The 18,509-nt window shown below is 72.8% G+C and carries 16 protein-coding genes; 2 read left to right on the top strand and 14 right to left on the bottom strand.

Features of this window, described 5'->3' with window-relative positions; all coding sequences use genetic code 11:
* Positions 1–36: 36 nt before the first annotated feature.
* The 6 genes from ACY34M_RS00330 to ACY34M_RS00305 all read right to left on the bottom strand — a co-directional run bounded on the left by ACY34M_RS00330 (position 37) and on the right by ACY34M_RS00305 (position 7,848).
* Complete coding sequence (locus ACY34M_RS00330) at positions 37–2,361, bottom strand: xanthine dehydrogenase family protein molybdopterin-binding subunit (RefSeq protein WP_462718993.1); 2,325 nt, start codon at positions 2,359–2,361, stop codon at positions 37–39.
* Positions 2,358–3,905, bottom strand: a complete 1,548-nt coding sequence (locus tag ACY34M_RS00325; RefSeq protein ID WP_462718992.1) for a (2Fe-2S)-binding protein — start codon at positions 3,903–3,905, stop codon at positions 2,358–2,360. Before ACY34M_RS00325 ends, ACY34M_RS00330 begins: the two co-directional genes overlap by 4 nt.
* Positions 3,902–4,801 carry an FAD binding domain-containing protein gene (locus tag ACY34M_RS00320; protein WP_462718991.1) on the bottom strand — a complete coding sequence of 300 codons (900 nt, stop codon included), beginning with the start codon at positions 4,799–4,801 and terminating at the stop codon, positions 3,902–3,904. The genes ACY34M_RS00325 and ACY34M_RS00320 overlap by 4 nt, the downstream gene beginning before the upstream one ends.
* 320 nt (positions 4,802–5,121) lie before the next feature.
* Positions 5,122–6,735: a beta-N-acetylhexosaminidase gene (locus ACY34M_RS00315; protein WP_462719210.1), complete on the bottom strand. Its 1,614-nt coding sequence runs from the start codon at positions 6,733–6,735 to the stop codon at positions 5,122–5,124.
* 169 nt (positions 6,736–6,904) lie between these two features.
* Positions 6,905–7,204 (bottom strand): DUF3039 domain-containing protein, encoded by a 300-nt coding sequence (locus tag ACY34M_RS00310; RefSeq protein WP_462718990.1) that lies wholly within the window; start codon positions 7,202–7,204, stop codon positions 6,905–6,907.
* A gap of 74 nt (positions 7,205–7,278) precedes the next feature.
* A complete protein-coding gene (locus ACY34M_RS00305; RefSeq protein WP_462718989.1) occupies positions 7,279–7,848 on the bottom strand; it encodes a YqgE/AlgH family protein in 570 nt (189 codons plus the stop codon).
* Between ACY34M_RS00305 and ACY34M_RS00300 the strand changes: the two genes are divergently transcribed.
* Positions 7,826–7,996, top strand: coding sequence for a hypothetical protein (locus ACY34M_RS00300; protein WP_462724102.1), 171 nt, complete (start codon positions 7,826–7,828; stop codon positions 7,994–7,996). The genes ACY34M_RS00305 and ACY34M_RS00300 overlap by 23 nt on opposite strands.
* A 102-nt stretch (positions 7,997–8,098) precedes the next feature.
* Positions 8,099–9,439, top strand: a complete 1,341-nt coding sequence (murA, locus tag ACY34M_RS00295; protein WP_462718987.1) for a UDP-N-acetylglucosamine 1-carboxyvinyltransferase — start codon at positions 8,099–8,101, stop codon at positions 9,437–9,439.
* A gap of 194 nt (positions 9,440–9,633) precedes the next feature.
* On the opposite strand, the gene ACY34M_RS00290 is transcribed toward murA, so the two are convergent.
* The 8 genes from ACY34M_RS00290 to ACY34M_RS00255 form a co-directional block, all read right to left on the bottom strand.
* Positions 9,634–9,915, bottom strand: coding sequence for an HU family DNA-binding protein (locus ACY34M_RS00290; protein ID WP_016645140.1), 282 nt, complete (start codon positions 9,913–9,915; stop codon positions 9,634–9,636).
* 299 nt (positions 9,916–10,214) lie between these two features.
* A complete protein-coding gene (locus tag ACY34M_RS00285; protein ID WP_462718986.1) occupies positions 10,215–11,648 on the bottom strand; it encodes a malic enzyme-like NAD(P)-binding protein in 1,434 nt (477 codons plus the stop codon).
* Between the two features lie 338 nt (positions 11,649–11,986).
* Positions 11,987–14,365, bottom strand: coding sequence for a HelD family protein (locus tag ACY34M_RS00280; protein WP_462718985.1), 2,379 nt, complete (start codon positions 14,363–14,365; stop codon positions 11,987–11,989).
* A gap of 110 nt (positions 14,366–14,475) precedes the next feature.
* On the bottom strand, positions 14,476–15,264 hold the full coding sequence (locus tag ACY34M_RS00275) for an anti-sigma factor family protein (protein WP_462718984.1): 789 nt from the start codon (positions 15,262–15,264) through the stop codon (positions 14,476–14,478).
* On the bottom strand, positions 15,261–15,866 hold the full coding sequence (locus tag ACY34M_RS00270) for a sigma-70 family RNA polymerase sigma factor (protein ID WP_266710860.1): 606 nt from the start codon (positions 15,864–15,866) through the stop codon (positions 15,261–15,263). The genes ACY34M_RS00275 and ACY34M_RS00270 overlap by 4 nt, the downstream gene beginning before the upstream one ends.
* A gap of 74 nt (positions 15,867–15,940) precedes the next feature.
* Positions 15,941–16,549 (bottom strand): CGNR zinc finger domain-containing protein, encoded by a 609-nt coding sequence (locus tag ACY34M_RS00265; protein ID WP_462718983.1) that lies wholly within the window; start codon positions 16,547–16,549, stop codon positions 15,941–15,943.
* A 65-nt stretch (positions 16,550–16,614) separates the two neighbouring features.
* On the bottom strand, positions 16,615–17,157 hold the full coding sequence (locus ACY34M_RS00260) for a GNAT family N-acetyltransferase (protein WP_462718982.1): 543 nt from the start codon (positions 17,155–17,157) through the stop codon (positions 16,615–16,617).
* An 89-nt stretch (positions 17,158–17,246) separates the two neighbouring features.
* The gene (locus tag ACY34M_RS00255) at positions 17,247–18,407 is read right to left on the bottom strand and encodes a uroporphyrinogen-III synthase (protein WP_462718981.1); all 1,161 of its coding nucleotides are present in this window, start codon (positions 18,405–18,407) and stop codon (positions 17,247–17,249) included.
* Positions 18,408–18,509 lie beyond the last annotated feature (102 nt).

Here is an 18,509-nt window from a genome sequence, read left to right as displayed (position 1 = left end):
TGCGGGGCGCCCCTTCGTCGTGCTCGGGGGTGCCGCTCAGCCGGTGGGCTCCACGACCGCCGCCTGCGGCCTGATCGGCAGCCGGTTGACCGGGCGGCCCGTCGCGGCGCGGACCGCGGAGGCGACCGCCGCCGGGGACGCGACGACCGGGGCCGCGCTCGCGGACTTCGCGCCGAAGGGGGCCACCACGTCGCGCTCCTCGACGAGGTTCACGATGTGGATGTCCGGGGTGTCGAGCGAGGTCGGCAGGGCGTAGCCGGTGAAGTCGGGGCGGCGGACGACGCCCTTCGGAGTGCGGAGGTTCTCCGTGAGGGCCGCGCCGACGCCCTGGGTGACGCCCGCCTCGATGCGGGCGGCGAGCTGGGCGGGGTTGAGGATGCGGCCGACGTCCTGGGCGACCGCGAGCTCCACCACGCGCACCGAGCCCAGCTCCACGTCGACGTCCACCACCGCGCGGATCGCGCAGAAGGCCATGCCGACGAAGGCGTCGCCCTGGCCCGCGGCGTCGAGCGGCTCCGTGGGGTGCGGACGGCACTGGGCGGTGGCCCACAACTCCTTGCCGTCCATGGCCTCTTCGACGGTCGTCGACAGCACACCGTCGTACGAGGTGATCTTGCCGTCGGCGATCTGGAGCAGCTCCGTGGACATGCCGAACTTGTGCGCCAGCGGCTGCAGGAGCTGGGTGCGGACCATCTTGGCGGCGCGCTCGACCGCTCCGCCCGACACCCAGGTGTGGCGGCCGCGGCAGCCGGGACCGGCCGGCGGCTGGTCGGTGTCGACCGGCGCCACGTGGACTTCCTCGATGCCGAGCGTGTCCTGCACGATCTGGCGGGCGAGCGTGGCGAAGCCCTGGCCCGTCTCCACGGCGGCGCAGATGACCGTCGCGACGCCGCCCTGGACCTTCACCGTGGCCGTGGAGACCTCGTCCGCGCCCTCGGCGCCCAGCATGTGCACCATGCCGATGCCGTAGCCGACGCCGCGCCGGACCGCGCCCGGTTCGCCGACGCCCTCGGGCCCGCCGGGCAGCAGCCAGTCCTCCTCCGGCATGTCCTTGGGCAGCGGCGGGAGCGGGAAGTCCCGTACGGAGGTGAGCAGTTCGGCGACGGGCGCAGGGCACGTCACGGTCTGCCCGGTCGGCAGCAGGTCGCCGGTCGCCAGGACGTTGCGCATGCGCAGCTCGGCCGGGTCGACACCGAGCTTCTTCGCGAGCTTGTCCATCTGCGCCTCGTACGCGGCGCAGACCTGCATCGCGCCCTCTCCCCGTACGTGGCCGGAGGGCGGGTTGTTCGTCCGGACCGCCCAGCCCTCGATGGAGGCGTGCGGCACGACGTAGGGGCCGCAGGCGAAGGAGACGGCCGCCGCGAGCGCGTCGGACGACGTGTCCGCGTACGCGCCCGCGTCCAGCAGGATCTGGGCCTCCACCTTGACCAGCCTGCCGTCCGCGTCCGCGTGGTGGCGGTAGCGCAGCAGGGTGGGGTGCCGGTGCGGGTGGCCGAGGAAGGACTCCTCGCGGGACGCCGCCAGCTTCACCGGGCAGCCGGTGTGCAGGGCGAGCAGGCCGAGGGGGAGGTGGAAGCCGGGGTCCTCCCGGTCGGCCGTCGCGCCGGGGACACCGGTGACGACGACCTTCACGCGCTCGCGCTCCAGGCCGTAGCGGTCCGCCGCGAGATCACGGTCGCCGTGCGGGTCGGTGGAGGCGATGTAGAGCTCGACGCCGCCGTCGGGGCGGGGCACCGCGAGGCCCGCCTCCGCGCCGATCGGCGCCGGGTCCTGGCGGCCGATGCGGTAGAGGCCCTCGACGATCACCTCGCCCGCCGCATCGGCGTCGCCGTGCTGGAGCGGGATGTGGCGGATCAGATTGCCGTCGGGGTGCAGCGGCTCCGCCGCGAAGGACTGCTCGGGGTCCGTGACCGGGTCCAGGATCTCGTACTCGACGACGATCGCGGCGGCGGCCATCCGCGCCGTGTCCGGGTGGTCGGCGGCGACCGCGGCGAGGGGCTCCCCGTGGTGGCGCACGACCTCGGACGCGAACACCGGTCGGTCCGCGGCGCGGTGGCCCGAGGCGGCCGGTCCGCCGCCGGGGACGTCCTCGTGCGTCACGACCGCGCGGACGCCGGGCATCTCGCGCGCGTGGGTGGTGTCGATGGAGACCACGCGTGCGTGCGCGTGCGGGGAGCGCAGGATCGACGCCCAGAGCAGGCCCTCGGCCCACAGGTCGGCGGCGTACGGGAAGGTGCCCTCCGCCTTGGCGTGCGCCTCTGCGGAGGGGAGCGACATGCCGAGGCCGTGCGGGAAGCTCTCCGCCTCCGGGGTCGTGGGTGCCGCCGGGCCCGTGGAGGTCGTGGCCGTCTCGTTCGTCATGCCTGGCCTCCGTCCGGGAAGTCCTTGAAGTCCTGCGGATTCGGGTTCTGGAAGTCGCCCTGCGGCTCCGGGGCGTCCTGGAGGTCCTCGGTCGCCAACGGGCCCGCCTGGCGCGGGATCAGCGGCTCGTCGGCGCCGCCGCTCTCGCCCGCCGAGGTCTCGGCCGCGGCGTCCGCCGCCGCCCGCCGCTCGTCGGCCACCTGGCGCACAGCGTCCACGACACCCCGGTAGCCGGAGCAGCGGCACAGGTTGCCGCACAACGCCTGGCGGGTCTCCAGGGCGGTCGGGTTCGGGTTGCCCTCCAGGAGGTCGTGCGCCGTCATCGCCATGCCGGGCACGCAGAATCCGCACTGCACCGATCCGCACGCGGCGAGCGCCCGCTGCACGTCGGAGGGCCGGCCGTCCTCGGCGAGGCCCTCGACCGTACGGACCTCGCTGCCCGCGGTGGTCGCCGCGGGCACCAGGCAGGAGGCCACGAGGCGGCCGTCCACCTGCACGTTGCACGCGCCGCACTCGCCCTGCGAGCAGCCGTCCTTGGCGCCCGCGAGGCCGAGGCGCTCGCGCAGTACGTAGAGGAGCGACTCGCCGATCCAGGCGTCCGTGACGGGGCGGTCCGCGCCGTTGACCCGCAGGACGTAGCTGGCCAGGGGGTGGTCGTCGTGGATCGGGAGCGAGGTGGGAGCGGGCTCCTCGTCGTCCTGCGCCTCGGGGGCGGCGACCGCCTCGGCCTCGTGCGCGGGCGCTGACTCGTGCGCGGGCGCTGACTCGTGTACGGGGGCGGCCTCGTGGGCGGGCGCGGATGCGAGGTCGTGCGTGGCGGCGGGGTCGGCCTCCGGCGCGGGCTCGGGCGCGAACTCCGGGGCGCCTTCGGGCTCGGGGGCGATCTCCGGCGCGGGGGGCGCGGCCACCTCTTCAGGAGCGGGAGCGGGAGCGGCAGCGGGCTCGGCGGCGGGTGCGGGCTCCACCGGAGCCTCGTCCACGGGCCCCACGGGCCCCACCGGCTCCACGGACTCCACCGGCGCCGTCCCGGCCTCCGGCTGGACGGCCCACGGCGCGGGCGCGCCGCCCGGCAGCGTCGCGGGCGGCAGGTGGTCGCCCCACGTCCGGGCCAACGCGGACGCGGTGAACTCGCCCGACTCGTCCGGCAGTTCCCCGTCGGCCAGCGGGATCGACCACTGACCGGTCTGCCCGTGGTGGGCGGCGTGGTCGACCGGCTCGACCGGTTCGGCGGGCGCGGCCTGCGCCGCACCGCCGGTGGCGTCCGTCCCCGGTCCGACCAGGTTCTCCGGCAGCATCCACACACCGGTGGCGGCCGGGTCGGTCGCGGTGGCTCCCGTGGCCGGGCTCACCGTTATCTGCGGCGGGACGTAGCCGTGGCCCGGCGCGGCGAGCGGCGCCTCGTCCGGGAAGCCCTCGGGGGGCAGCTGCACGAAGGCCGTCGCGTCGGAGTCGTACTCGCCCCGGGGCAGCGGCTCCCAGCCGTCCGGGCCAGAACCGTGACCCTGACCGTGGTCATGTCCGTGGCCGGTACCGGTGTTCGTCACGACAGCGCCCTCCCAAGTGCACGTCGGGCCAGCACGGCGACGGTGCGCCGCAGATGCAGTACGGCGGGCGGCAGCTGCGCCTGCGTGCCGTCCGGGGCGGGTTCCGGGTCGGGGACACAGGCCGCCGCGACGTACTCGCCGAAGGCGTGCACGGCCTCCGGCACGAGGGCGCCGCGCTCGCCGTCCCAGTCGATGAGGGAGGCCACCCACTGCTCGGCCTCCAGGGGCCGCAGCGGCATCGGCGCGATGGCCCCGACGGCGCAGCGCACTCCGCGCCGCGCCGGGTCGAGGACGAGCGCCACGGAGGCCATCGCGCGGCCGGGTCCCGTGCGCCCGGTCGCCTTGAGGAAGACCTGCGGGGCGTGCAGCAGAGGTACGCGGACGAAGCCGATCAGCTCGCCGGGGGCGAGCATCTCCATGCCGGCCAGCAGGTGCGAGACCGGCACCTCGCGTCTCGCGCCGCCCTGCCCCGCGATGATCAACGTGGCTTCCAGCGCGGCCAGTACGGGCAGCGTGTCGTTGGCGGGGGCGCCGGAGGCGATGTTGCCGCCGAGCGTCGCCGCGTTGCGGATCTGGGGCGGGCCCGCGGCGCGCGCGGCGGCGGCGAGGCCGGGGATGAGCGCGGCGAAGTCGGGGCGGCCGATGCGCGCGTGGGTGAGGCCCGCGCCGAGCAGCGCCGCCCTGTCCTGGTACTGCCAGCCGCGGATCTCGCTGATCCGGCCGAGCCCGACGAGCGCGGCGGGGCGGAGGTGACCCGCGTTGACCTGGGCCATCAGGTCCGTTCCCCCGGCCACCGGTACCGCGGCGGGCATGGCGGCGAGCGCCGCTACGGCCTCGTCCAGCGAACCCGGAAGTACCGCGGCCTGTGTCGTCGCCTGCGGTGCGTGCGTGGTCAAACCGGCTGCCCCTTCCCGATGTCCGGCCCCGTGCCCGGGCGGCGGCCCGGTCCCCACTAGGTCCTCGCATGGTCCACGCGTGAGAGCCGTTCCCGCCGTTACGCCTGTTCCGCCGTACGGTACGTGCTGACAGGCCGGACGTGGCAACTCTGGCACATCTTCCTCCCGGGCCGGAGAGGGGGTCCGGTAGGAGGCATTCGCCCCTTCCACCTCATAGATGACCGATATCGCACCAGATCACCTGTGGGCGCGAATTGGCACTCCACGCCCACGTATGAGGTGACCTACGACGTCAGGCGCGGCCCCGGCCGTTCGCAAGCTCACACGTTCGGGGGTTCCCCTTCGAAGGGACGTCCGAGAATCCCCGGCCGGCGCTGCCAGGGCAGGGGGCCGCCCGGTGGCCGATAGGCGACCCCCAGTGCGTCAAGTCGCCGGTAGTGCGCGGTCATTCGACGCTCGAACTCCGCGAAGTCGCGCGCGTCGGGCGCGGGCAGCTCGCTCCACGCGACCTCGCTGAAGGCGGAGAGGCGCGGATACAGCTGGTAGTCGAGGCGCTGTTCGTTCTCCGTCACCTCGGTCCACATGTTGGCCTGCGTGCCGATGACGTGCCGCGCCTCGGCCTCGCTCAGCTGCGGGGGGACCGGTTCGAAGCGGTAGACGTTCTCCAGGGTGCGTACGTAGCCGATGGGCACCGGCTCGTCGTCGCCCGCGGCCTCGCGGTAGTTCAAGTAGACCTGCTGCTCGGGGCACATGACGACGTCGTGGCCCGCCCTGGCCGCGGTGATGCCGCCCTCGTAGCCGCGCCAGGAGGAGACCGTGGCGCCGGGCGCGAGGCCGCCCTCCAGGATCTCGTCCCAGCCGACGAGGCGCCGCCCGCGCGCGCCGAGCCAGGTGTCGAAGTGCCGGATGAACCAGGACTGGAGCTCGTCCTCGTCGGCGAGGCCCAGCTCCTTGATGCGGGCCTGCGCGGTGGGCGACCGCCGCCACTGCTCCTTGGGGCATTCGTCGCCCCCCACGTGGATGAAGGTCGACGGGAACAGGTCGAGGAGTTCCTCGAAGACGCCCTCGTAGAACCGGAGGGTGTGGTCGGTGGGGGCGAGTACGTTCGGGTTGATGCCCCAGGTGTCCCAGACGGGGAGGGCGGACGTGTCGACGACATCGGTGTTGCCGAGTTCCGGATACGCGTGGATGGCGGCCTGCGAGTGGCCCGGCAGGTCGATCTCGGGGACGACCGCGATGTGCAGCGCGTCGGCGTACGCGACGATCTCGCGGATGTCGTCCTGCGTGTAGAAGCCGCCGTGCGGTTTGTCCTCCCACAACTCCGAGGCCCGGTGGCCGAATTTCGTCCTTGATCGCCAGGACCCCGCCTCCGTCAGCCGCGGGTGGCGCTTGATCTCGACGCGCCAGCCCTGGTCGTCGGTGAGGTGGAAGTGCAGGACGTTGAGCTTGTGGGCGGCCATCAGGTCGAGTTGGCGCAGCACCCCGGCCTTCGGCGTGAAGTGGCGTGCGACGTCGAGCATCATGCCGCGCCAGCGGAAGCGGGGCGCGTCGTCGACGTCGACGTGCGGGACGCTCCAGGTGCGTCCGGGCAGGGGCGCCCGGCGGTACGCGTCGGGGCCCAGGAGTTGACGCAGCGTCTGGGCGCCCCAGAAGACACCGGCCGCCGATCCGCCGTCGACGGTGACGCCCGTGTCCGTCACGCGCAGCCGGTAGCCCTCCGGTTCGAGGGCCGGGTCGACGCGCAGGCGTACGGCGTCGTCCTCGTCCGCGCCCTTGGGCGGCAGGGCGAGACCGGTCGCCGCGCCGAGCGTCGCGCGCAGCCAGCGCGCCGTGCCCTGTGTGCCCTCCCCCGCGGCGATGCCGGTGCGGTCGCCGAGCGCGTAGCGGCCGTCACCGGCGCGCGTCTGTCGACGGGGTGCGGGGAGGAGATCCATGACGTCAGGCCCTTCGGTGCGCGACACGCGAGGAGGCTAAGAGGACTGGACCAATTCGCGCAATGGTGCGCCGGATCCACCGGGCCCGGACGCGCGAAACCCCGGGCATGCGTCACCGCACGCCCGGGGTTCACCGGGAAGACCCTCGGAAAGGAGGGGGCAGGGCCGCTTACTTGCCCTTGCCGCCGCCGTCCTTGCCGCCCTTGTCCTTGTCGCCGCCGGCGCCCATGGACTCGTAGATCTCCTTGCACATGGGACAGACGGGGTACTTCTTCGGGTCACGGCCCGGCACCCACACCTTGCCGCAGAGCGCGACGACAGGCGTCCCGTCCAGCGCGCTCGCCATGATCTTGTCCTTCTGGACATAGTGGGCGTAGCGCTCGTGGTCGCCGTCGCCGTGCGACGTCTGCGGCGTCGGCTCTACGAGGGTCCCCGTACCTGTCCCGCGCTCGGGCTCAAGAGTGCTCATAACCGCCAAGGGTACTTAAGCGCGCCCGGTCCCGGAACGGACGCCGTGGCGAGGTCGCCGGTGCCGGGGCCGGGTCAGTTGAGCGAGGGGTCGTCCGGATACGTCGCCACCATCGCCAGCTCGCCGCGCTGGCGGCGCAGGACCGCGCGCCACAGCCCCTCGGGCCGGGTGGCCGAGACGTCGCCCGGCTCCGACTCGACGACGTACCAGGCGCCTTCGGTCAGCTCGTTCTCCAACTGTCCCGGACCCCAGCCCGAGTAGCCGGCGAAGATCCGCAGGGAGCCGAGCGCGGCGGCGAGCAGCTCCGGCGGGGCCTCCAGGTCGACGAGGCCGATCGCGCCGTGCACCCGGCGCCAGCCGAGGGGCGACTCCCGCTCGTCGTCGCCGGGGATGACCGCGACGCCGAGCGCCGAGTCGAGCGAGACCGGGCCGCCCTGGAAGACGACGCCCGGTTCACCGGCCAGCTCGCCCCAGCCCTCCAGGATGTCTCCGACGTCGACCGGCGTCGGCCGGTTCAGCACGACGCCGAGCGAGCCCTCCTCGTCGTGGTCGAGGAGCAACACGACCGCCCGGTCGAAATTCGGGTCCGCCAGAGCGGGAGTGGCCACGAGCAACCGCCCTGTGAGCGACGACACCTCGGTCATGCGTGACATGATCCCGCATCTGCGCGCCGAAGGGGGAGCCAAGCGCAACACCGGGCGTGAACGCAGCTCAGCGCGGCTGGAAGCGGAGGGACCGCGCTTCACAAAACCGTCACGCTTTGTGCTCTTTCCGGCGCGCTTCGTGTTGTAGCGAACTCATGACGCTCCCTGGCCCCCTCGGGCATACGAAGAAGGGGCAAGCCCCCCTTACCCTTGAGCCTGGCCCTGCCCATCTCTTCGGAACGCGAGATTCATGACCGTCACCGACGATGTACTGCTTGTCCACGGCGGAACCCCGCTTGAGGGCGAGATCCGTGTCCGCGGCGCGAAGAACCTCGTGCCCAAGGCCATGGTCGCCGCGATCCTCGGCAGCGCGCCGAGTCGACTGCGCAATGTCCCGGACATTCGCGACGTCCGCGTCGTACGCGGCCTGCTGCAGCTGCACGGCGTGACGGTCGGCGCCGGCGAGGAGCCGGGCGAACTCGTGATGGACCCCTCGCACGTCGAGTCGGCCAACGTCGCCGACATCGACGCGCACGCGGGCTCCTCCCGCATCCCGATCCTGCTGTGCGGCCCGCTGCTGCACCGCATCGGCCACGCGTTCATCCCCGGCCTCGGCGGCTGCGACATCGGTGGCCGCCCGGTCGACTTCCACTTCGAGGTGCTCCGCCAGTTCGGCGCGACCATCGAGAAGCGCGCGGACGGCCAGTACCTGGAGGCCCCGCAGCGCCTGCGCGGCACCAAGATCCGCCTGCCCTACCCGTCCGTGGGCGCCACCGAGCAGGTCCTGCTCACGGCCGTCCTCGCCGAGGGCGTCACGGAGCTCTCGAACGCGGCGGTGGAGCCGGAGATCGAGGACCTGATCTGCGTCCTGCAGAAAATGGGCGCGATCATCGCGATGGACACCGACCGCACCATCCGGGTCACCGGTGTCGACAAGCTCGGCGGCTACACGCACCGCGCGCTCTCGGACCGCCTGGAGGCGGCGTCCTGGGCGTCCGCGGCGCTCGCCACGCACGGCAACATCTACGTGCGCGGCGCGCAGCAGCGCTCGATGATGACGTTCCTCAACACGTACCGGAAGGTCGGCGGCGCCTTCGAGATCGACGACGACGGCATCCGCTTCTGGCACCCCGGCGGCCAGCTGAAGTCGATCGCGCTGGAGACGGACGTCCACCCCGGCTTCCAGACGGACTGGCAGCAGCCGCTCGTCGTGGCCCTCACGCAGGCCACGGGCCTCTCGATCGTCCACGAGACGGTCTACGAGTCGCGCCTCGGCTTCACGTCCGCGCTGAACCAGATGGGCGCGCACATCCAGCTGTACCGCGAGTGCCTCGGCGGCTCCGACTGCCGCTTCGGCCAGCGCAACTTCCTCCACTCGGCGGTCGTGTCGGGCCCCACGAAGCTGGAGGGCGCCGACCTGGTCATCCCCGACCTGCGCGGCGGCTTCTCGTACCTGATCGCGGCGCTGGCGGCCCAGGGCACGAGCCGTGTCCACGGGATCGACCTGATCAACCGCGGCTACGAGAACTTCATGGAGAAGCTCGTGGAGCTGGGCGCGAAGGTCGAACTCCCGGGCAAGGCGCTCGGCTAGCCGCCGCTCGACCCGTACGTGAGTGGGGCCGCCCGGAATCGTCCGGGCGGCCCCATTTCCTTGCCTGCGGCCACCGAGCCGCACGCCGTCGGCAGACACGCCCCTCCGTGGCTGGGCGCGCAGTTCCCCGCGCCCCTGAAAGCAAAAGAACGGCCCCCCGGAAGGTTCCGGGGGGCCGTTCTTGCGCCTAAGACTTACTTGCCCTTGGCGGCTTCCTTGAGCTTCGAGCCCGCGGAGACCTTCACGCTGTAGCCGGCCGGGATGTTGATCGGCTCACCGGTCTGCGGGTTACGAGCGGTGCGAGCGGCACGGTGGGTGCGCTCGAAGGTCAGGAAGCCGGGGATGGTGACCTTCTCGTCGCCCTTGGCAACGATCTCGCCGACGGTCTCGGCGAACGCGGCCAGCACGGCGTCGGCGTCCTTGCGGGTCACCTCGGCGCGGTCGGCCAGCGCGGCCACCAGCTCACTGCGGTTCATGTTTGTACTCCCGTGTTCTTCTTGCCGTTGAGGCGTGCCACGCGGCACGGCCGCGTGTTGGGCAACAGCGAAACCGATGCTGCCAGGGTCTCGGTCAGGCCCAGGACCCGGGTCCGTCTTCCAGACCCATGCGCCTGAAGAGGCATCCTGCCCCTACCAACGGCGGTAAAGCCAATCCGGCACCCCTTGGGGTCACTCGGAAAGCGCCACCGCACCGGTTCGCAGGGGCGGGCCGGGGGGCCTGTTTCCCAGCCAGCCTATGGGGCCCGTGGGCCCCGTAAACCGCGACGCGCCGGTAATCAGGCGGTCGTGGCACCCGTCACAGCCACTCCGGCCGCCTTCGCGGCGTCGCGGACGGCGCCGGCGACGGCCCCCGCGACCTTGTCGTTGAAGACGCTCGGAATGATGTAGTTCGGGTTGAGCTCGTCCTCGGTGACCACGTCGGCCAGGGCCGTCGCGGCGGCCAGCATCATCTCCGTGTTCACCGTGCGCGACTGGGCGTCGAGCAGGCCGCGGAAGACGCCGGGGAAGACCAGCACGTTGTTGATCTGGTTCGGGAAGTCGGAGCGGCCCGTGGCCACGACCGCCGCCGTCTGGCGGGCGACCGCCGGGTCGACCTCCGGGTCCGGGTTCGCGAGCGCGAACACGATGGCGCCCTCGGCCATCGCCGCGACGTCCTCGCCGTTCAGCACGTTCGGGGCCGAGACGCCGATGAACACGTCCGCGCCGACGACCGCTTCCTTCAGCGTGCCGGTGAGGCCCTCGGGGTTGGTGTTGTCGGCGATCCAGCGCAGCGGCGAGTCGCTCTCGGCGTCCTTGAGGTCCGCGCGGTCCGCGTGCACGACGCCGTGGATGTCGGCCACCACGGCGTTCTTGACGCCCGCCGCGAGGAGCAGCTTGAGGATGGCGGTGCCGGCGGCGCCCGCGCCCGACATGACGACGCGGGTGTCGCCCATGTCCTTGCCCGCGACGCGCAGCGCGTTGGTGAGCGCGGCGAGCACGACGATGGCGGTGCCGTGCTGGTCGTCGTGGAAGACGGGGATGTCGAGGGCCTCGCGCAGGCGGGCCTCGATCTCGAAGCAGCGGGGCGCCGAGATGTCCTCGAGGTTGATGCCCGCGAAGCCGGGGGCGATGGCCTTGACGATCTCGACGATGGCGTCGGTGTCCTGGGTGTCCAGGCAGATCGGCCAGGCGTCGATGTCGGCGAAGCGCTTGAAGAGGGCCGCCTTGCCCTCCATGACCGGCAGCGCGGCCTTCGGGCCGATGTTGCCGAGGCCGAGCACCGCGGAGCCGTCGGTGACGACCGCGACGGAGTTGCGCTTGATGGTCAGACGCCGGGCGTCCTCGGGGTTCTCCGCGATCGCCATGCACACGCGGGCCACGCCCGGCGTGTAGACCATGGAGAGGTCGTCACGGTTGCGGATGGGGTGCTTCGACGCCATCTCGATCTTGCCGCCGAGGTGCATCAGGAACGTACGGTCGGAAACCTTTCCGAGCGTGACGCCCTCGATACCGCGGAGCTGCTCGACGATCTCGTCCGCGTGGGACGTCGACGAGGCCGCGATGGTGACGTCGATCCGGAGCTTCTCGTGGCCGGAAGCGGTGACGTCGAGGCCGGTCACCGAGCCGCCGGAGGACTCCACGGCGGTGGTCAGCTGCGAGACGGCGTTACCGCCCGCGGGGACCTCCAACCGGACCGTCATCGAGTAGGAGACGCTGGGCGCCGTTGCCATGGCCGACTTCCTCTGCTTTCACCGTGTAGCTGTTGCTGTCCGATCGTCCCACCTACCCGTGAGTACGTGGTAGTCGCATCGGGTTTTGAAGCTAACGTTCATTCATCTTTTGGAAAGTACTTTCCACCATACGAGAAGTTGGGGGAAACGGGAAGAGGGAACAGAACGAGGCCCACGTCACGGGAAGTGACGTGGGCCTCGTCTCACGTTGACGACACCGACCCGCCATGCTCGCCTCGCGGCAAGTGGTCCCTCTAAGGGACGATGGTTGGGCCCGGGGGCTTGGATCGAGCCGGTGCCGTCATCAACGGTAACACCGTGACCCGACGACACAAGGGTCAGTCGCGGAGCAGGTCCGGCACCCCGTCCGCGTCCGGTTCGTCCCGTTCCCCGGAGACCACCGTGAGCTGCTGCGTGGCACGGGTCAGGGCCACGTACAGGACGCGCAGACCCGCCGGGGACTCGTCGGCGATCTCGGCCGGGGAGACCACGATCGTGGCGTCGTACTCCAGGCCCTTGGCCTCCAGCGAGCCGAGCGCGACGACGCGGTCGCCGAGCCCGGAGAGCCAGCGGGCCGCCTCCTCACGGCGGTTCATCGCCACGACGACACCGACGGTGCCGTCGACCTGTTCCAGGAGCCGGGCGGCCTCCGCCCGCACGGTGTCACCGACCTTGCCCCGTACGACGGTGAAGCGCGGCTCCACGCCCGTCGAGCGGACCGCCGACGGGGACGCGGAGCCGGGCATCGCGAGCGCCAGGACCTTCGCGGCCAGCTCGGCGATCTCCGACGGGTTGCGGTAGTTCACGGTCAGCGTGAAGCGGCGGCGGGGCCGGGTGCCGAGCGCCTCGTCGCGGGCGGCGGCCGCCTCGTCCGGATCGGACCAGGAGGACTGGGCCGGGTCGCCGACGACCGTCCACGTCGCGTGCCGGCCGCGGCGGCCCACCATGCGCCACTGCATCGGCGTGAGGTCCTGCGCCTCGTCGACGATGACGTGCGCGTACTCGGTGCGCTCCTGGGCGAGCCGCTCGGCGCGCTCGCGCTGCGACTCCTCGCGCTGCGGCATCAGCTCCTCCAGGCCCGTGAGCTGGTCGAGCGGGTCGTACTCGCGCTTCTTCTTCTGGCGGGCCGGGGCGCCGAGGACGGCGTTCAGCTCGTCGAGGAGGGCCACGTCGTGGACCGAGAGGGCGTCGCGCCTGAGCGATTTGGCAAGCCTGCGGACCTCGCCGGGGTTGAGGATCCGGCGGGCCCAGCGGCCCAGCCGCTTCTCGTCCGACATGGCGGACAGCACCGCACGGGGCGTCAGCTCCGGCCACCACGCGTCCAGGAAGCGGATGAAGTCGTCCTCGCCCGCGACGTCCTCGTCGAAGGAGGAGCGCAGCTCGGCCGCGAGCTCGGGGTCGGAGTGCCGGCTCGCGGCGCCCGACTGGCTCCAGAGCGCGTCGAGCAGGAGCTTGCGGGCGCGCGGGCGCAGATGGTTCACGGGCGCCGTGCCGCCGAGTGCGGCCTGGCGGACGCGGTTCAGCTGCGCCGCGTCCAGTTCGAGGCGGCGGCCGAAGGCGACGACGCGCAGCCGCGTCGGCGTCTCCCGCGGCGCGGCTGCGCCCTCGGCCCCGTCCTCGCCGAAGTCCTCGCCGAACGCGAGCTGCTCCTGCACGGCGGGCTGCTGCGGGCGGCCCGTCTCCAGGGCGCCGCGCGCCGCCTTCCGCAGCACCTTCAGCATCCGCGACGACCCCTTGACGCGGGCCACCGCCGGGGAGTCGTAGACCGCGGCCTCCGCCCCGTCGACCAGCGAGCCGACCGCGCGGATCGCGACCTGGCCCTCCTCGCCGAGCGAGGGCAGCACGCCCTCCGTGTAGGCGACCAGGAGCGGGGTCGGCGAGACGATCAGGATGCCGCCCGCGTAGCGCCGCCGGTCCTGGTACAGGAGGTACGCGGCGCGGTGCAGCGCCACCGCCGTCTTGCCGGTGCCCGGGCCGCCCTCGACGTACGTGACGGAGGCGGCGGGGGCCCGGATGACCTGGTCCTGCTCGGCCTGGATGGAGGCGACGATGTCGCGCATCGAGTGGCTGCGGGCCTGACCGAGCGCGGCCATCAGCGCGCCGTCGCCGATGGCGGGCAGCCGCTCGCCGTCCAGGTACGCGGTCAGCTCCGGGCGCATCAGGTCGTCCTCGACGCCGAGCACCTTGCGGCCCTTGGAGCGGATGACGCGGCGGCGCACCACACGGCCCGGATCGACCGGCGTGGAGCGGTAGAAGGGGGCGGCGGCCGGGGCGCGCCAGTCGATGACGAGCGGCGAGTAGTCCGCGTCGAGCACGCCGATGCGGCCGATGTGCAGCGTCTCGGCGATGTCGGCCGTGTTGTCCTCGCGGACGGCGCCGTCCGCGGGCTCGACCGCCGTGTACGCGCCGTCCGGCCCCTTCTTGCCGTCCTTGCCCTGGAGCAGGTCGATACGGCCGAAGAGGAAGTCCTCGAACTCGTTGTTGAGGCGGTTGAGATGGATGCCCGCGCGGAAGACCTGCGCGTCGCGCTCGGCGAGCGCGCCGGGCGTGCCGACCTGGCCGCGCCTGGTGGCGTCCTCCATGAGGAACTCGGCCTCGTGGATCTTCTCTTCGAGGCGTCGGTAGACGGCGTCGAGATGGTCCTGCTCGACACCGAGCTCACGGTCGCGCACCGAGTCCGCGTTCGCGTCCTTCGCTGCGTCCGTATCCGATTTCACCGCTGAATCGTGCGGAGCCTGAGCGGCCACCGGGCCCCCTTCTGACGTGCTGGGCAGCCGTCAAAGGTACGCGAAGGGGGGCCCGAAGGGCTACGTGCGCGCCCGCGCGGTCAGGCGTTCACCTCCACGAGCCGCTTCCCGTCCAGCGTCTCGACCTCGAAGTGGTCGATCTGGCTGCGGTCGAAGGCCGCGCCCCCGTGCACGTACAGGGGACGCTTCGCGTTCTCGTTCGTACTGCCGTCGATGCCGTAGCCCCACTTCGGGACGGCCCAGGTGGTGAGGGTCTCGCGCTCGCCGTTCTTGCCGACCGCGATCAGGGAGCACTTCAGCGGCCCCTTGACGTTCTTCAGCTCCAGGACGGTGTGGGTGCCCCAGGCCTTCTTCTCCATGCCGATCGTGGCCGTGACGTCCGTGCTCGCGTTGGTGGCTTGCACCTTGTCGGTGATGCCGGCGAAGGCGTCCTCGGCGCGGCCGTGCGCCGTCGGCTGTCCGCCCGCGTCGTCCGTCACCGTCATGACCGTCAGCGGGCCGCCGATGATCAGGGCCGCGGCGGCGGCCGCCAGAAAGAGACCGCGGCGCCGCTTGCGCGTGCGGCGGCGCCCCAGTTCGTCGGCGAGGGACTCCGCGAGGCGGGGGCTCGGGCGGGCCGCGAGCGAGTCGCCGATCTGCGGGGTCGGCATGCGCGGGGCGCCGTGCTCGGGCGGCAGGTCGGCGAGGGCGGCGAGCATCGGCTCCATGCCCGCGAACTCCTCCAGGTTCCGCGCGCACCGCTCGCACGTCGCCAGGTGTGCCTCGAAGGCGCTCGCCTCGACGTCGTCGAGGATGCCGAGCGCGTAGGCGCCGACGGTCTCGTGCACCTCGCCCGTGGGCCCCGCCGGCTCGTGCCCGTACGTCGTCATGCCGTCACCCCCCGCTCCTCAAGCGCCAGCTTCATGGAGCGCAGCGCGTAGAAGACCCGCGAGCGCACCGTGCCGCTGGGGATGCCGAGCGTCTCGGCCGCCTCGTTGACCGTACGTCCCTTGAAGTACGTCTCCACGAGTACTTCCCGGTGGGCCGGGGTCAAGTCCTCCAGGGCGTCGGAGAGGGTCATCAGCCACAGCGCCTTGTCGATCTCGTCCTCCGCGGGGATGACCTCCAGCGGCGACGGATCGACCTCCTGCGGCCGGGCCTGCCTGCTGCGGTGGCCGTCGATGACGATGCGCCGGGCGACCGTCACCAGCCAGGGGCGTACCGAACCGGTCGCTCGGTTGAGCTGTCCGGCGTTCTTCCAGGCGCGGATGAGCGTCTCCTGCACCACGTCCTCGGCGCGCTGCCGGTCCCCCGCCACGAGCCGCAGCACGTAGGCGAGCAACGGCCTCGCGTGCTCGGCGTAGAGCGCGCGCATCAGCTCCTCGTCCGGCTCGGGGGGCCGGGGAGCGCGATGTCGGGCCCGGGGCGGGCGTTCATCGGCCACGGCGGAATCCTTGCGCACGCCTACCTCCGGTGTCCCCTGTTCGGCCATGTCTCTCGGCTGGGTTCACGGGGGAGATACGTAGGCGAACTTGCGGATGTTCAAAGGGAGTTGTGGGCTACGGTTCACGCCCTGGCCAGGGCCGCCGCTCTGCGCCTGTGTCTCGCCACCCGCTCCCGGTTGCCGCACACCTCGCTGGAGCACCAGCGGCGGCGCCGGCCGCGCGAGGTGTCGAGGTAGATGATCGGGCAGTTGTCGCCCGCGCACTGGCGCAGGGCGCCGCGCATCGCGGGGTCGGTGAGGAGGTCGACGGCGTCCCGCGCGACGGCGGCGAGCAGCGCCGGGCAGCCGGGTTCGATGTGCAGCGACCGTACGAGGGTGCCGTCGGCGGCGCGTACGGCGCGGGGCGCGGGCGGGGCCGCGCGGGCGAGCAGGTTGACCCGTTCCAGGGCGGCGGGGGCCGGGCGCCCGGAGAGTTCGCCGCGCACCAACTGCGCCACGTGTCCGCGCAGTTCACGGAAGGCGGTGAGCCAGGCGGGCGAGCGGTCGGCCAGTGCGGCGGTGTCGGGGACGAGCCCCGCGCCGACCAGCCAGGCGCGCAGCCGGTCCGGGCTCGTGAGGCGTTCGTCGGGGTGCGCGGTGGCGACGAGGTCCAGGCAGAGGCGTCCGGAGTCGAACCGCAACTCGTAGGGGGCAGGTGCAGGCGGGCGGGGACCGGTGGGTACTGCTGCCATGCCTTCTACAGTGCCCGGCCCCGGGCGCGGCCGGAACCCCCGGTGCCGGAACGGGAGTTGACGCGCTACGACAGGCCGTACGCCGGCGGGTCGTCGTGCAGGACGCGCTGGAACAGGACGTGGTCGCGCCATTCCCCGTTGATGTGGAGGAACTTGGGCGCGAGCCCGTACCGGACGAAGCCGCACTTGGCGAGCACGCGCTGGGACGCCTCGTTGTCGGTGAGCGTGCCCGCCTCGACGCGGTGCAGGCCCAAGTCGTCGCGGGCGGCGCGGCAGATCTCCTCGACGGCGGCGGGGACCAGGCCGCGGCCCCGGTAGTCGGCGTCGACCCAGTAGCCGAGGTTGGCGCTGCACAGCGGGCCGAGGTGGATGCCGCTGAGCACGATGCGGCCGACCACGCGGCCCCCGGCGGCGTGGTCGAACAGCAGCCACATCGCGGCGCCCGGTTCGGCGATCCGCGCGGCCTGCTCCTTCGCCGTGTAGTAGTCCTCGCTGCGGTACGGCTCCCAGGGCCGCATGAACTCCCGGTTGCGGACCACGGCGTCGGCGAGGCGCTCCGCGTCCTGGTGGGTGGCGCGGCGCAGTTCCATGTCGGTACTGATCAGCATCGTCGTACGGTAACCCCCAAGCTTCGGCCCGTCCGGCGCCCGCTCTCGGGGCTCCGCCCCGGACCCCGCCGCTCAATCGCCGCGGGGGCTCACTGGGCGTACTTCGCGTCCGATGCCGGGTCGAGTGCCAGCCGGTAGCCCCGCTTGACCACCGTCTGGATCAGCTTCGGGGCGCCGAGGGAGGACCTGAGCCGGGCCATCGCCGTCTCCACGGCATGCTCGTCGCGGCCCGCGCCCGGCAGTGCGCGCAGCAGCTCCGCGCGGGGCACCACCCAGCCCGGCCTGCGCGCGAGCGACCGCAGCAGCGCCATGCCCGCGGGCGGCACCGGACGCAGCTCGCCGTCCACCACGACGGCCTGCCCGCGGATCTGCACCTGGTGGCCGGCGACCGGCAACGTGCGTGCGCGGGCGGGCAGTTCCTTGCACAGCAGCTGCACCAGGGGGCCGAGCCGGAACCGCTCGGGCTGCACCGTGTCCACGCCGCGCGCCTGCAGCGGCACCGCCGTCACCGGGCCGACGCACGCCGGGAGCACGTCGTGGTGCAGGGCCGCAAGGAGGTCGTCCGTGAGGCCCCGCTCCTCCGCGCGGTTCAGCAGCGCCGTCGCGGCGGGGGCCGAGGTGAACGTCAGCGCGTCCACACCGCGCGCGACCGTGGCGTCGAGGAGGCGGTCGACCGGTCCGATGTCCTGCGGCGGCAGCCAGCGGTAGACGGGGACGCCGACCACTTCGGCGCCCGCCTCGCGCAGCGCCTCGACGAAGCCGGGGAGCGGTTCGCCGTGCAGCTGGACCGCGACGCGGCGCCCCTGGACGCCCTCGTCGAGCAGCCGCTCCAGGACCTCGGCCATCGACTCGGACGAGGGCGACCACTCCTCGGTGAGACCGGCGGCGCGCACCGCGCCCTTCACCTTCGGCCCGCGAGCGAGGAGCTCCACGTCCCGCAGCCGCGCGAGCAGGTCCTCGCCCAGGCCCCAGCCGTCGGCGGCCTCGACCCAGCCGCGGAAGCCGATGGCGGTGGTGGCCACCACGACGTCCGGCGCGTGGTCGAGCAGTTCCTTCGTCGCGGAGAGGAGTTCGCCGTCGTCCGCGAGCGGCACGATGCGCAGGGCGGGCGCGTGCAGCACGGAGGCGCCGCGCCGCTGGAGCAGCGCGCCCAGTTCGTCGGCGCGGCGCGCCGCGGTCACGCCCACGGTGAAGCCCGCGAGCGGCCCGTGGCCCTGCTCCGCCTTCGTGACCTGCTGTTCCTCGTCCATGCTGGTTCTCGCCCCGCTCGACGTCTCTCCCGTGCACCGGGCCCACCGGTGCGTCGTCCGAGCCTGTCAACGCTCCGTGTCGGCCCCGGATCTACGCTATTG

The organism is Streptomyces sp. EDA2-14 (assembly GCF_054963755.1).
The sequence above is the reverse complement of the archived record's forward strand: the minus strand, read 5'-3'. Positions and strand labels throughout refer to the sequence as shown.

Bases quoted from the DNA above. Each gene is read 5' to 3' on its own strand.
- ACY34M_RS00330 (WP_462718993.1), bottom strand. From the start codon at position 2,361: ATGACGAACGAGACGGCCACGACCTCCACGGGCCCGGCGGCACCCACG.
- ACY34M_RS00315 (WP_462719210.1), bottom strand. From the start codon at position 6,735: ATGGATCTCCTCCCCGCACCCCGTCGACAGACGCGCGCCGGTGACGGC.
- ACY34M_RS00310 (WP_462718990.1), bottom strand. From the start codon at position 7,204: ATGAGCACTCTTGAGCCCGAGCGCGGGACAGGTACGGGGACCCTCGTA.
- ACY34M_RS00305 (WP_462718989.1), bottom strand. From the start codon at position 7,848: ATGACCGAGGTGTCGTCGCTCACAGGGCGGTTGCTCGTGGCCACTCCC.
- murA (WP_462718987.1), top strand. From the start codon at position 8,099: ATGACCGTCACCGACGATGTACTGCTTGTCCACGGCGGAACCCCGCTT.
- ACY34M_RS00290 (WP_016645140.1), bottom strand. From the start codon at position 9,915: ATGAACCGCAGTGAGCTGGTGGCCGCGCTGGCCGACCGCGCCGAGGTG.
- ACY34M_RS00285 (WP_462718986.1), bottom strand. From the start codon at position 11,648: ATGGCAACGGCGCCCAGCGTCTCCTACTCGATGACGGTCCGGTTGGAG.
- ACY34M_RS00275 (WP_462718984.1), bottom strand. From the start codon at position 15,264: ATGACGACGTACGGGCACGAGCCGGCGGGGCCCACGGGCGAGGTGCAC.
- ACY34M_RS00270 (WP_266710860.1), bottom strand. From the start codon at position 15,866: ATGGCCGAACAGGGGACACCGGAGGTAGGCGTGCGCAAGGATTCCGCC.
- ACY34M_RS00265 (WP_462718983.1), bottom strand. From the start codon at position 16,549: ATGGCAGCAGTACCCACCGGTCCCCGCCCGCCTGCACCTGCCCCCTAC.
- ACY34M_RS00260 (WP_462718982.1), bottom strand. From the start codon at position 17,157: ATGCTGATCAGTACCGACATGGAACTGCGCCGCGCCACCCACCAGGAC.
- ACY34M_RS00255 (WP_462718981.1), bottom strand. From the start codon at position 18,407: ATGGACGAGGAACAGCAGGTCACGAAGGCGGAGCAGGGCCACGGGCCG.